Annotated in this window: 11 protein-coding genes; 8 read left to right on the top strand and 3 right to left on the bottom strand. The window is 74.7% G+C overall.

Annotation, left to right across the window (positions count from 1 at the left end; genetic code table 11):
* From ACI791_RS16965 to ACI791_RS16955, 3 genes are all read left to right on the top strand, one after another.
* Window positions 1–277 (top strand): HNH endonuclease signature motif containing protein (locus ACI791_RS16965; RefSeq protein WP_456587111.1); only part of this gene is annotated, 277 nt, incomplete at its 5' end.
* Window positions 278–341: 64 nt separating this feature from the next.
* Window positions 342–965 carry a uracil phosphoribosyltransferase gene (upp, locus tag ACI791_RS16960; RefSeq protein WP_347057918.1) on the top strand — a complete coding sequence of 208 codons (624 nt, stop codon included), beginning with the start codon at window positions 342–344 and terminating at the stop codon, window positions 963–965.
* Window positions 966–967: 2 nt separating this feature from the next.
* On the top strand, window positions 968–1,855 hold the full coding sequence (locus ACI791_RS16955; protein WP_456587110.1) for a Gfo/Idh/MocA family protein: 888 nt from the start codon (window positions 968–970) through the stop codon (window positions 1,853–1,855).
* A gap of 103 nt (window positions 1,856–1,958) precedes the next feature.
* Here ACI791_RS16955 and ACI791_RS16950 read toward each other — a convergent pair whose 3' ends face one another.
* Genes ACI791_RS16950 through ACI791_RS16940 form a run of 3 tightly spaced genes read right to left on the bottom strand, consistent with a single transcriptional unit; the run spans window position 1,959 to window position 5,223 of the window.
* Complete coding sequence (locus ACI791_RS16950; RefSeq protein ID WP_456587109.1) at window positions 1,959–3,590, bottom strand: phospho-sugar mutase; 1,632 nt, start codon at window positions 3,588–3,590, stop codon at window positions 1,959–1,961.
* Window positions 3,587–4,417: an NAD-dependent epimerase/dehydratase family protein gene (locus ACI791_RS16945; RefSeq protein WP_456587108.1), complete on the bottom strand. Its 831-nt coding sequence runs from the start codon at window positions 4,415–4,417 to the stop codon at window positions 3,587–3,589. The genes ACI791_RS16950 and ACI791_RS16945 overlap by 4 nt, the downstream gene beginning before the upstream one ends.
* Entirely contained in the window at window positions 4,414–5,223 is an 810-nt protein-coding gene (locus ACI791_RS16940; protein ID WP_456587107.1) for a purine-nucleoside phosphorylase, read from the bottom strand. Before ACI791_RS16940 ends, ACI791_RS16945 begins: the two co-directional genes overlap by 4 nt.
* Before the next feature lie 131 nt (window positions 5,224–5,354).
* Here ACI791_RS16940 and ACI791_RS16935 point away from each other — a divergent pair, with 131 nt between their 5' ends.
* The 5 genes from ACI791_RS16935 to meaB are packed head-to-tail and all read left to right on the top strand — an operon-like array spanning window position 5,355 to window position 13,040.
* Window positions 5,355–6,560 carry a glutamate--cysteine ligase gene (locus ACI791_RS16935; protein ID WP_456587106.1) on the top strand — a complete coding sequence of 402 codons (1,206 nt, stop codon included), beginning with the start codon at window positions 5,355–5,357 and terminating at the stop codon, window positions 6,558–6,560.
* Window positions 6,557–7,846, top strand: a complete 1,290-nt coding sequence (locus ACI791_RS16930; protein WP_456587105.1) for an amidohydrolase — start codon at window positions 6,557–6,559, stop codon at window positions 7,844–7,846. The genes ACI791_RS16935 and ACI791_RS16930 overlap by 4 nt, the downstream gene beginning before the upstream one ends.
* Window positions 7,843–9,804: a methylmalonyl-CoA mutase family protein gene (locus ACI791_RS16925; RefSeq protein WP_456587104.1), complete on the top strand. Its 1,962-nt coding sequence runs from the start codon at window positions 7,843–7,845 to the stop codon at window positions 9,802–9,804. Before ACI791_RS16930 ends, ACI791_RS16925 begins: the two co-directional genes overlap by 4 nt.
* A complete protein-coding gene (gene scpA / locus ACI791_RS16920; RefSeq protein WP_456587103.1) occupies window positions 9,801–12,023 on the top strand; it encodes a methylmalonyl-CoA mutase in 2,223 nt (740 codons plus the stop codon). The genes ACI791_RS16925 and scpA overlap by 4 nt, the downstream gene beginning before the upstream one ends.
* A gap of 12 nt (window positions 12,024–12,035) precedes the next feature.
* Window positions 12,036–13,040, top strand: a complete 1,005-nt coding sequence (gene meaB / locus ACI791_RS16915; RefSeq protein ID WP_456587102.1) for a methylmalonyl Co-A mutase-associated GTPase MeaB — start codon at window positions 12,036–12,038, stop codon at window positions 13,038–13,040.
* Window positions 13,041–13,057: the final 17 nt, after the last annotated feature.

Below are 13,057 nucleotides of genomic sequence, written 5' to 3'. Positions count from 1 at the left end.
GGCGGTGGAGGCCCGCGACGGCGGCTGCGTGTTCGCCGGCTGCGACGCCCCGTCCCACTGGTGCGACGTCCACCACCTGATCCACTGGGCCGAGGGCGGCGACACCTCACTGGACAACTCAGGGCTGGTGTGCGAACGACACCACACCAAGGTCCACCACGGATACCGGATCGAACGACAACCCGACGGACGATGGCGCACCTGGCGCCCCGACCGCACCGAGATCCTCATCCTCCCCCGCCTCGGCGGAGACACCCTCCGCTCCCGTGCCGGTTGACCGTCGGTGCCCTCCCGGCGGCCGTCCGGGTTGCAACGCCACTCCGGCCGATACGGTGTCGCCCGTGCAGCTGACCGTCGTCGACCACCCGTTGGCCCGTGCCCGCCTGACCCGCATGCGGGACGAGCGCACGGACAACGCCATGTTCCGGGCCGCCCTGCGCGAGCTCACGCAGATGCTCGTCTACGAGGCCACCCGTGACCTCGAGGTGGCCGAGCAGGAGATCACCACGCCGGTCACGACGACGACGGGCTACCGGCTGGCCGCGCCGCCGCTGATCGTGCCCGTGCTGCGGGCGGGGCTGGGCATGGCCGACACCGCGCACGGGATGCTGCCCGAGTCGCAGATGGGCTTCGTCGGCCTGGCCCGCAACGAGGAGACGTTCCAGCCCGAGGCATACATGGCCTCGCTGCCGGAGACGCTGGTCGGGCGGGACGTCTTCGTCCTCGACCCGATGCTGGCCACCGGCGGGTCGCTGGTGCACTGCTGCGAGCTGCTCGTCGCCCGCGGGACGACGTCGATCACCGTGCTGTGCGCGCTCGCGGCGCCGGACGGCATCCGCCGCCTGGAGGGGAGCGGCCTGCCGCTGCGGGTCTTCACCGCCAGCATCGACGAGGGGCTCGACGAGAAGGCCTACATCGTCCCGGGGCTCGGCGATGCCGGCGACCGCCAGTTCGGCTCGGTCTGACTATGCGGTTCGGGGTGCTGGGCACCGGCCACTGGGCCCGCGCCGTCCACGCGACCGCGCTCGCCGAGCACCCGTCCGCCGAGCTGGTGGGCGTGTGGGGCCGCGACCTCGCCAAGGCCAAGGCGCTGGGCGCGGAGTTCGAGGTCCCCGGCTACCACGACGTGGACGCGCTGCTGGCCGGCGTCGACGCCGCGGCGATCGCCCTCCCGCCGGACGTCCAGGCGCCGCTCGCGGTGCGCGCCGCCGAGGCAGGCAAGCACCTGCTGCTCGAGAAGCCGATCGCGCTGGACGTGGCCGGCGCCGACCGCGTGGTCGACGCCGTGCGCGGTTCCGGCGTCGCCTCGGTCGTGTTCTTCACCTTCCGCTTCCAGGCGGCCACGTCCACCTGGTTGACCCAGGCCGCCCGGACCCGCCTGGCCGGTGGCTCCGGCTCCTGGCTCTCCTCGCTGGCCGGCAGCCCCTTCGCGACCTCGCCCTGGCGGCAGGAGCACGGGGCGCTGTGGGACATCGGCCCGCACGCGCTGTCGCTGCTCGTGCCCGCGCTCGGGCCGGTCGTCGCCGTCCAGGCCGGTGCCGGCCTGCGGGACACCGTGCACCTGGTGCTCACCCACGACTCGGGGGCGGCCTCGACGGTGACGCTGTCGCACACCGTCGCACCCATGTCGACCGGCATCGAGTTCTACGTGCACGGCGACGCCGGCCGGCTGGTGGTCCTCCCGGACGTCGACGCCCCGGTGGACGCCTTCCAGGTGGCGGTGGACGAACTGGGCGCGGCGGCGGTCGCCGGTGGCACCCACCCCTGCGACGTCGGTTTCGGCCGGGACGTCGTCGCCGTCCTGGCGACGGCGGCCCGTGCACTGGACTCGGGCTGCCGCGAGCCCGTGGGGTGACGACCGTCCCGGCGACGCGGCGGCGGACCGGGCCGGTGGACCGGTACCTCCCGGCCGGCCGGATGCGACGGCGGGACAGGCCTGCGGAGGCGCCGCGAGCGCCCTACAGCCCCAGGGCCGCCGACATCTCCGTGCGCAGCTGGTCCAGCTCGTCGGCCCCGCGCCCGCGGGCCGCGATCAGGCCGGCGTCGTCGTGCACCGGGACGACCGTCTCCAGGTAGGCCTTGAGCTTCGGCTCGGTGCCGCTGGGCCGGACGATCACCCGCACGCCCTCACCGAGCAGCCGGACGGCGTCCACCGGCGGCGAGCCCTCGGCGAGGTCGGCGAACTCCACCGGCCGCCCCAGCAGCGCGGCGGGCGGCGCCGAGCGCAGCCGGGCCATCGCGTCGGAGATGACCGAGAGGTCCTCGACCCGCACCGACAGCTGCCCGGTGACGAACAACCCGTGCTCGTCGGCGAGCTCGTCCAGCCGGTCCAGCAGGGTGCGTCCGGCGGCCTTGAGCTCCGCCGCCAGCAGGGCCACGGCCAGGGCGGCGGAGATGCCGTCCTTGTCGCGGACGACCGAGGGCGCCACCGAGTAGCCCAGCGCCTCCTCGTAGCCGTACACCAGCGGGGCCGCAGCGGAGCCGGCTCGCATGATCCACTTGAACCCGGTCGGGGTCTCCTCCGACGGCGCGCCGTGCGCCTCGGCGATCGCGTGCATCAGCGAGCCGCTGACCAGGGACGACGCGTACGTCCCCCGCACGCCGCGGCGCAGCAGCCAGTCGGCCAGCAGCGCCCCGACCTCGTCGCCGGTGAGCTGCCGGCCGCCGCACACCACCGAGCAGCGGTCGGCGTCGGGGTCCTGCGCGATCGCGACGTCGGCGCCCACCCGCTCGGCCAGGGCCAGCAGCAGGTCGACCGCGCCGGGCTCCTCCGGGTTCGGGAAGGAGGTGGTCGGGAACGCCGGATCGGGCGCGTCCTGCTCGGGCACGCCGGCCGGCTCCGCGAAGCCGGCGGCGGCGAAGGCCAGCCGGGTCGTCGACGCGCCCACCCCGTGCATGGCGGTGTAGGCGACGGTCAGCGCGGCCCGGTCGGCGGCCGGCACCCGCTCGGGGTCCAGCGCCCGCACCACCGCGGTCACGTACTCGGTCAGGATGTCGTCGCCGAGGATCGCGTGGCCGCCGGTGAGCGCGATCCCCCGCGCCGGGCCGACGGCGGCGATGGCCTCCTCGATCGCGCGGTCGACCGGTGGCACGAGCTGGGCGCCCTGCTCCAGGTAGAGCTTGTAGCCGTTGTCGTCCGGCGGGTTGTGGCTGGCGGTGACCATCACCCCGGCCACCGCGCCGAGGTGCCGGACGGCGAACGCCAGCACCGGGGTGGGCAGCGGTCGCGGCAGCACCTGCACCTCGAAGCCCAAGCCCGAGAACACCTGCGCCGAGAGGCGGGCGAACTCGTCGGACCTCCGCCGGGCGTCGAAGCCGATGACGACGGTTCCGCCGCAGTGCCCGGTGTCCAGCAGGTGCCGGCCCACCCCGGCCGCGGCACGGAGCACCACGGCCGCGTTCATCCCGGCCGGTCCGGCCCGGAGCGGTCCGCGCAGCCCCGCCGTTCCGAAGGTCAGCGGACCGGCGAAGCGGCGGGCCAGCTCGGCGGTGTCGCCGGCGTCGACCAGGGCGAGGATCTCCGCGCGGTCGCCCTCGTGCGGATCGGCGTCGGCCCAGGCCCGGGCGGTGGCGAGCAGGTCGTCGGTCATGCCGGGAAGTTCTCCGCGTCGAACGCCGGCGTCGTGTACTCGCCGCCCACGCGGTGGTGCACCGGGTCGGAGGGGTCGGGCTCGCCGTGCGACTCGACCAGCGCCGCGGCGTAGCGCTCGGCGTCGTCGGCCGACCGGTATCCGAGCGCCTCGGCGGCGGAGAGGTCCCACCAGCGGCGGGTGTTGTCGGAGACGCCCCACACCACCGAGAAGCCCGGCGACGGTGCGGAGAGCGCGGCGTCGACCAGGGAGACCGTGTCGCCGGGGGAGAGCCAGGTGGACAGCTGCCGCGTCGTCGTCGGCTCGGCGAAGGCGCTGCCGATGCGCAGGCAGACGACGTCGAGGCCGTAGCGGTCGGCGTAGAGCGAGCCAAGCGCCTCCATCGCCACCTTAGAGACGCCGTAGTAGGTGTCCGGTCGCGGCGGCGCGTCCACCTCGCGCAGCAACCCGTCCGACGGTCGCTCGGTGTAGCCGGTGGCGTGGTTGCTGCTGGCCAGGACCACGCGGGGGACGCCGGCCTGCCGGGCTGCCTCCAGCGCGACGTACGTGCCGCCGATGTTGGCGTGCGAGATCGCCGCCCACGTCGACTCGCCGGCGATGCCGGCCAGGTGGACGACCGCCGAGGCGCCCCGGGCCGCCTCGGTCATCGCCGCGAGGTCGGTGACGTCGGCGACCAGGTGCTCCTCACCCGGTCGCGGCTCCGGCACGGCCACGACGTCGAGCGAGCGCAGGGCCCAGCCGCGCTCGGGCAGCCCGGCGCGCAGCACGGTGCCGATCCGGCCGGCGGCGCCGGTGACCAGCACGGGACCCGAGGCCGCGCCGCTCACGGGAGCCGCCCGATCAGCTCGACCAGGAACGTCCCCAGTCGACCCGCCGCAGCCTTGCCCGCCGCGAGGACCTCCTGGTGGTCCAGCGCCTCGCCGGTGATGCCGGCCGCGGCGTTGGTGACCATCGAGAGGCCGAACACCTCCACGCCGGCCGCGCGGGCCGCGATGGCCTCCAGCGCGGTGGACATGCCGACCAGGTCCGCGCCGAGCGTGCGCAGCATGCGGATCTCGGCCGGGGTCTCGAAGTGCGGGCCGGGGAGCTGGGCGTACACGCCCTCGACCAGCGAGGGGTCCAGCTGCCGGGCCAGCTCCCGCAGGCGGGCGGAGTAGAGGTCGGTGAGGTCGACGAAGTCCGCGCCCACCAGGGGCGAGCGGGCGGTGAGGTTGAGGTGGTCGGAGATCACGACCGCCTGGCCCACCCGGTGGTCGGGCGCCAGCCCGCCGGCCGCGTTGGTCAGCAGCACCGTCCGCACGCCCGCCGCCGCCGCCGTGCGCACGCCGTGGACGACCGGCTCGACGCCGCGGCCCTCGTAGTAGTGGGTGCGGCCCAGGAAGATCAGCACCTTGCGGTCCCCGACCCGCACCGAGCGGATCTCGCCACCGTGCCCGACCACGGTCGGGGCCGTGAAGCCGGGGAGGTCGCCGATCGACACGGAGCCCGCGGCCTCGCCGAACGCGTCGGCCGCGGGGGCCCAGCCCGAGCCCATGACGACGGCGGCGTCGTGCTCGCCGCCGAGCGCGGTGGTCAGGGCCTCGGCCGCCTGGGTGGCCAGGGCGGTGGGGTCGGTTCCGGGGAGCTCGCTCACGCAGGGACGCTAACGCAGGAGCCCGGCGGCGGATCCCCGGCGGCTCGGCGGGGTCGACCGCCCGGGTGATCGTGCCCGCCGGCCGCCGCCTCGGGGGGTGGGCCGGGGGCATCGTCCCTAGACTCCCGGAGGTGGAGATCCCCTTCCGTAGCTCGGAGCGCGCCAGCCTCGGTGTGGAGTGGGAGCTGCAGCTCGTCGACCGGCGGACGCGCGAGCTGTCGCCCGGCGCCGTCGAGATCCTGGAGGCGCTCCGCCCCGAGGGCGCCGAGGAGCACCCCAAGGCCAAGCACGAGCTGCTGCAGTCGACCGTCGAGATCATCACCGGCGTCTGCACCACCGTGAGCGAGGCGAAGGCCGACCTCGCCGGCACCCTCGCCGAGGTCGTGGCCGCCGCCGACGAGCGCGGGCTCGGGCTGCTCTGCGCCGGCACCCACCCGTTCACCGATTGGCAGACCCAGGAGATCTCCCCCAAGGAGCGCTACCACCAGCTCGTCGAGCGCATGCAGTGGCTGGCCCGGCGGATGCAGATCTTCGGCGTGCACGTGCACGTCGGCGTCCGGGCGCCGGAGAAGGTCATCCCGATCGTCAACGCGCTGTGCCAGTACGTGCCGCACTTCCTGGCGCTGTCGTCGTCCTCGCCCTTCTGGGTCGGCTGCGACACCGGCCTGGCCTCGGCCCGCACCAAGGTCTTCGAGGGCATGCCCACGGCCGGGCTGCCCTTCCAGCTCGCCGACTGGAACGAGTTCGAGGAGTACATGGAGACGCTGATCTCCACCGGGAGCATCGAGAGCGTCCGCGAGGTGTGGTGGGACATCCGGCCGCACCCCGACTTCGGCACCGTCGAGCTCCGCATCTGCGACGGGCTGCCCACCCTCGACGAGGTCGGCGCGGTCGCCGCGCTCGCGCAGTGCCTGGTCGAGCAGTTCGACACCCAGCTCGATCGCGGTTACACCCTGCCCCGCCCCGAGGAGTGGGTGGTCCGCGAGAACAAGTGGCGGGCGTCCCGGTACGGCCTCGACGCCGAGATCGTGGTCGACGAGCACTACGCCGTCCGCCCGGTGCGCGAGGCCATCGCCGAGCTGGTGGAGGAGCTGATGCCCACCGCGAAGCGGCTGGAGTGCGAGGGCGAGCTGGCCGACGTGCTGCGCATCCTGGAGGTCGGCGCCTCCTACCAGCGGCAGCGCGCGGTGGCGCTGGAGCACGACGGCGAACTCGGGCCCGTCGTCGACAGCCTGCTCGCCGAGCTGCGCGACGGCCTCCCGGCCAGCGGTCCCGCGGGCAGCCCCGACGGCCCGGTGCCCGGACCGGCGGAGTGCGCGGGCGGGCACGCCGCATGACCCCGGTCGTCGAGAAGCTGACCGCGGCCGTCGACGACTGGGTCGGGGTGCACCACCCCGAACTCGTATCGGTGCGGCGGCACCTGCACGCCCATCCGGAGCTGGCGTTCGCCGAGTTCGAGACGACGTCGTTCATCGAGCAGCGGCTGCGCGCGGCCGGTCTCCGCCCGCGCCGGCTGCCCACCGGCACGGGCCTGGTCTGCGAGGTCGGCGACGCCGAGGGGCCGGTCGTCGTGCTGCGCGCCGACATCGACGCCCTGCCGCTGGCCGACCTGAAGGACGTTCCCTACGCCTCCACCCGCGACGGGCTCTGCCACGCCTGCGGCCACGACGTGCACACCACCGTCGTCCTGGGCGTCGCGCTGGCGCTCGCCGGCCTCGACGGCCTCCCGGGCCGGGTGCGGTGCGTCTTCCAGCCCGCGGAGGAGACGGTGCCCGGCGGCGCCACCGAGGTGGTCGCCTCCGGCGTCCTCGACGGCGCCTCGCGCGCCTTCGCCCTGCACTGCGACCCGTCGGTGCCGGCCGGAAAGGTCGGCCTGCGCACCGGCCCCATCACCGCCGCGTGCGACCGCATGGACGTCACGCTCACCGGCCCCGGGGGGCACACCGCCCGCCCGCAGCTCACCGTCGACCTGGTCGACGCACTCGGCCGGCTGATCACCGACCTGCCCTCGCTGCTCTCCCGGCAGGTCGACCCCCGTGTCGGGATGTCGCTGGTCTGGGGCGCGGTGAACGCGGGTGTCGCCGCCAACGCCATCCCCCAGCGCGGCACGCTGCGCGGCACGGTGCGGGTGCTCGACCGCGACGCGTGGAAGGGAGCCGAGGACCTGCTGCGCTCGCTGGTGGCGCGGGTGGCCGCGACGACGGGCGCCGACGTCGGCGTCGACTACATCCGTGGTGTGCCGCCGGTGGTCAACGACCCCCGCTCGGTGGCGCTCCTGCGGTCGGCCGCGCTGGGCAGCGTGGGCGCCGAGAACCTGGTCCTCTCGCCGCAGAGCATGGGCGGAGAGGACTTCGGCTGGTTCGCCGACGTCATGCCGATCGCGCTGGCCCGGCTGGGCACGCACGGGGGCGGTGCCCCCCTCGACCTGCACCGGGGCACCTTCGACGTCGACGAGCGGGCGATCGGCGTCGGCGTGCGGCTGCTGGCCCGGACCGCACTGCTCGCCCTCGAGGCCGACGCGGAACCGTCCCCGACGGGTCCGACACCACCCCCTCGCACGCGCCGACCGGCGCCCGGAGACACTGCAGCCAGGCCGACTGTCGAGGAGACCCACCGAGGATGAGTTCCACCGACCAGCAGACCAGCAGCGGTCAGGGACGCGCACCGGCCGACGCCGAGGTGCCGGCCGAGCACGAGGTGCCCGAGGCCCTGGCGCTCGCGGGCGAGTTCGACGCGGTGACCCGCGACCAGTGGCGCGACCTCGTCGCCGGCGTGCTCCGCAAGGCCGGCCGCGAGGACCTCCCCGACCCGGTCGAGGACGCGCTGCGCCGCCCGGTCGCCCCCGGCGTCACGGTCGCCCCGCTGTACACCGCCGAGGACGCCGGCGACCTCCCGACCGCCGTCGGCGTCCCCGGCCTGCCGCCGTTCGTCCGCGGCGCCCGCCCGTCCGGAGGCCCGGCCGGATCGGCCGAGGTCACCGCCGCCGGCGGGGCCGAAGGCGGCGCGCCCGGCGGCTGGGACGTCCGGCAGCGGCACGCGCACCCCGACGTCGCCGTGACCCGGGAGGCGATCGCCGCCGACCTGGAGAACGGCGTCACCTCCCTGTGGCTGGTGGTCGGGGACGGCGCGATCCCCGTGGCGTCGCTGGGGGACGTCCTCGCCGACGTCTACCTCGACCTGGCACCGGTCAGCGTCCAGGGCGGGCTCGCGGCGGCCGAGGCGTTCCTCGACCTGGTCGAGGGGCGCACCGACCTCGCCCCCGGCGGCTCGCTGGGCCTGGACCCACTCGGCGTCCAGGCCACCTCCGGTCAGGAGCAGGACCTCTCCGGGCTGGCCGGGGTCGCTCGCCGTGCGGCGCCGCACGTCGGCCTGCGCACCGTCGTCGTCGACGGCACCGTGTTCCACGACGCCGGGGCGTCGGTGGTCGAGGAGCTCGGCTGCTCGCTGGCCGCCGGGGTGGCGTACCTGCGGGCGCTGACCGAGGCCGGTCTGTCGGTCGACGAGGCGGCCGCCGCGCTGGAGTTCCGCTACTCGGCCAGCGCCGACCAGTTCACGACCATCGCGGCGCTGCGCGCGGCCCGCCGGCTGTGGGACCGGGTCGGCGAGGTCAGCGGCGCGTCGGCGGAGGTGCGCGCCCAGCGCCAGCACGCCGTCACCTCGTCGGTGATGACGACGAGGCGCGACCCGTGGGTGAACTTGCTGCGCACGACCGTCGCCTGCTTCGCCGCGGGCGTGGGCGGCGCGGATGCGGTCACGGTGCAGCCGTTCGACGCCGCGCTAGGGCTGCCCGACGCCTTCTCCCGCCGGATCGCGCGCAACACCCAGAGCCTGCTGGTGGAGGAGGGTCACCTCGCCCGCGTCCTCGACCCGGCCGGCGGCTCCTGGTACGTGGAGTCGCTCACCGACGACCTGGCCCGCGCGGCGTGGGACTGGTTCACCGAGATCGAGCGGGCCGGCGGGCTCTCCGCGGCACTGGCCTCCGGCCTGGTGCGGAACCGTATCGCCCGGGCGTGGGACGCCCGCGCGAAGCGGCTGGCCACCCGCACGGACGCGATCACCGGCGTGAGTGAGTTCCCCAACCTGACCGAGAAGCTGCCCGAGCGGCAGCCGGCGGCGGAGATCCTGCCCGCCACCGGTGGTCTGCCGCGGGTCCGCGCGGCGCAGGAGTTCGAGGCGCTGCGCGACGCCGCCGACGCGGCCATGTCGTCGCGGAGCGGGGAGCGGCCCGCGGTCTACCTCGCCACGATAGGCCCGATCGCGCGGCACACCGCCCGCGCGACGTTCGCCGGCAACCTGTTCCAGGCCGGTGGGCTGGCGACGCCGGCCGGGGACGGCGCGGGCGGGTTCGCCGACGCGGGCACGACGGTGGCCTGCATCTGCGGCACCGACAAGGACTACGCCGGGAACGCCGCGGGCCTCGCCCGGGAGCTCAGGGCGGCCGGCGCCACGCAGGTGTGGCTGGCCGGCAAGCCCGACCTCGCCGTGGACGGGGTCGACGGCTACGTCTTCGCCGGGTGCGACGCACTCGCGGCGCTGCGGACGGTGCACGCCGAGCTGGGTCTCGAAGGAGTTCAGGCATGAGCAACATCCCCGACTTCGGTTCCGTCGAGCTCGGCCGGCCGTCGGGCGGCAGCGGCTCCTCGATCGCAGGGCCCGACGACTGGGCCAAGGCGTTCGAGGAGGCGACCGGCCGCGGCGTGGCCGAGGCGGCCTGGGAGACCCCCGAGGGCATCGCCGTCCCGCCGCTGTACACCCCGGCCGACCTGGCCGACCTCGACTTCCTGGAGACCCTGCCCGGGCTGCCGCCGTTCCTGCGCGGGCCCTACCCGACGATGTACACGACGCAGCCGTGGACGGTCCGCCAGTACGCGGGCTTCTCCACGGCAGCTGCGTCCAACGCCTTCTACCGGCGCAACCTCGCCGCCGGGCAGAAGGGGCTGTCGATCGCCTTCGACCTGCCCACCCACCGCGGCTACGACTCCGACCACCCCCGGGTCCCCGGGGACGTCGGCATGGCCGGCGTCGCGATCGACTCGATCCTGGACATGCGGCAGCTGTTCGACGGCATCCCGCTGGACAGGATGAGCGTCTCCATGACCATGAACGGCGCGGTGCTGCCCGTGCTGGCGCTCTACATCGTCGCGGCCGAGGAGCAGGGGGTGGCCCCGGCCCAGCTGACCGGGACCATCCAGAACGACATCCTCAAAGAGTTCATGGTGCGGAACACCTACATCTACCCGCCCAAGCCCTCGATGCAGATCATCAGCGACATCTTCGCGTTCACCTCGCGGGAGATGCCGAAGTTCAACTCCATCTCGATCTCCGGCTACCACATCCAGGAGGCCGGGGCGACGGCCGACCTGGAGCTGGCGTACACGCTGGCCGACGGCGTCGAGTACGTGAAGGCCGGCCAGGCCGCCGGGATGGACGTCGATGCGTTCGCCCCGCGGCTGAGCTTCTTCTGGGCCATCGGCATGAACTTCTTCATGGAGGTCGCGAAGCTGCGGGCCGGGCGCCTGCTGTGGGCGAAGCTGGTGAAGGAGGCGGGGGCGAAGAACCCGAAGTCGCTCTCGCTGCGCACCCACTCGCAGACCTCGGGCTGGTCGCTGACCGCGCAGGACGTCTACAACAACGTCGTCCGCACCTGCCTGGAGGCGATGGCCGCCACCCAGGGCCACACGCAGTCGCTGCACACCAACGCCCTCGACGAGGCGCTCGCGCTGCCCACCGACTTCTCCGCGCGGATCGCCCGCAACACCCAGTTGATGCTGCAGCAGGAGTCGGGCACCACCCGCGTCGTCGACCCGTGGGGCGGCTCGGCCTACGTGGAGAAGCTCACCTACGACCTGGCCCGCCGCGCCTGGGCGCACATCCAGGAGGTCGCCGAGCACGGCGGCATGGCGCAGGCCATCGACGACGGCATCCCGAAGCTTCGGATCGAGGAGGCGGCCGCCCGCACGCAGGCGCGGATCGACTCCGGTCGCCAGCCGGTGATCGGCGTCAACAAGTACCGGGTCGACGCCGACGAGGCGATCGAGGTGCTCAAGGTCGACAACGCCGACGTGCTCGCCCAGCAGAAGGCGAAGCTCGAGCAGCTACGGGCCGACCGCGACGGCCGCGCCGTCACCGAGGCGCTGGGCCGGCTGACCGACGCCGCCCGCGCCGCCGCGGAGGGGCGTCGCGGCAACGACCTCGACACCAACCTGCTGAAGCTGGCCGTCGACGCCGCGCGGGCGAAGGCCACCGTCGGGGAGATCTCCGACGCGCTCGAGGCCGTCTACGGCCGGCACGCCGGTCAGGTGCGCACCATCTCCGGCGTGTACCGCGACGAGGCAGGAGCATCCGGGCCGATGGAGGAGACGCGCCGGCTGGCCGAGCAGTTCGCCGAGGCCGAGGGCCGCCGGCCGCGGATCCTGGTGGCCAAGATGGGCCAGGACGGGCACGACCGGGGGCAGAAGGTCATCGCCACTGCGTTCGCCGACCTCGGCTTCGACGTCGACGTGGGCCCGTTGTTCCAGACGCCGGACGAGGTCGCGCGGCAGGCGGTGGAGGCCGACGTGCACGTCGTCGGGGTCTCCTCGCTGGCCGCGGGCCACCTCACGCTGGTGCCCGCGCTGCGCGACGCGCTGGCCGGGCTCGGCGCCGACGACGTGCTGATCGTGGTCGGCGGGGTGATCCCGCCCGACGACGTGCCGACCCTCAAGGAGATGGGCGCGGCCGCGGTCTTCCCGCCCGGCACGGTCATCGCCGAGGCGGCCCAGGAGCTGCTGCGGACGCTGTCCGAGCGCCTGGGTCACTGAGGGCCGTCGCTGATGGGTCGTGAGGTCGATGTCCCCGCGCTCGTCGAGGGGGTGCTCGCCGGGGACCGGAGGGTGATGGAGCGCACCATCACCCTCGTGGAGTCCCGGCGGGCCGACCACCGGGAGAAGGCGCAGGAGCTGCTGGTGGAGCTGCTGCCGCACGCCGGGGGGGCGCGCCGGGTCGGCATCAGCGGGGTGCCCGGGGTCGGGAAGTCCACCTTCATCGACCAGCTCGGGGTGGACCTCACGGCCGGCGGGTCGAAGGTCGCGGTGCTCGCCGTCGACCCGTCGTCGGCCCGCTCCGGCGGCTCCATCCTCGGCGACAAGACGCGCATGGCCCGGCTGGCCGTCGACCCGCACGCCTTCATCCGGCCGTCCCCGACCTCGGGCACGCTCGGCGGGGTCGCGCAGGCCACCCGCGAGTCGATGGTCGTCGTCGAGGCGGCCGGCTACGACGTCGTCCTGGTGGAGACCGTCGGCGTCGGCCAGTCGGAGATCACCGTCGCGGAGATGGTGGACTCGTTCCTCTTCCTGACCATCGCGCGCACCGGTGACCAGCTGCAGGGCATCAAGCGCGGCATCCTCGAGATCGCCGACGTCATCGCCGTGAACAAGGCCGACGGGCCCGCGGCCGCCGACGCCCGCAAGGCGGCGCGGGAGCTCTCCTCGGCGATCCGGATGCTGCGCGGCCGGGGCGAGCCGTGGGACGTGCCGGTGCTCACCTGCGCCGGCCTGACCGGCGAGGGCATGGACGAGGTGTGGGCCAAGCTCGTCGAGCACCAGGACCGGGCGAAGGCGTCCGGGGCCTTCGACGAGCGCCGCCGCACCCAGCAGGTGCGCTGGACCTGGCAGCTGGTGCGCGACGGGCTCGAGCACTCGCTGCGGGCGCACCCCGGCGTGCGCGCCGCCGTCCCCGAGCTGGAGAAGGCGGTGCTGGCCGGGGAGCTCACCCCCGCGCTGGCCGCGCAGCAGATCCTCGGGGCCTTCATAAGCCGGCCGGACGACGCCCCCGGCTGATCTCACGCGCCGTCCTC

Source organism: Blastococcus sp. SYSU DS0973 (genome assembly GCF_054051055.1).
The sequence above is the reverse complement of the archived record's forward strand: the minus strand, read 5'-3'. Positions and strand labels throughout refer to the sequence as shown.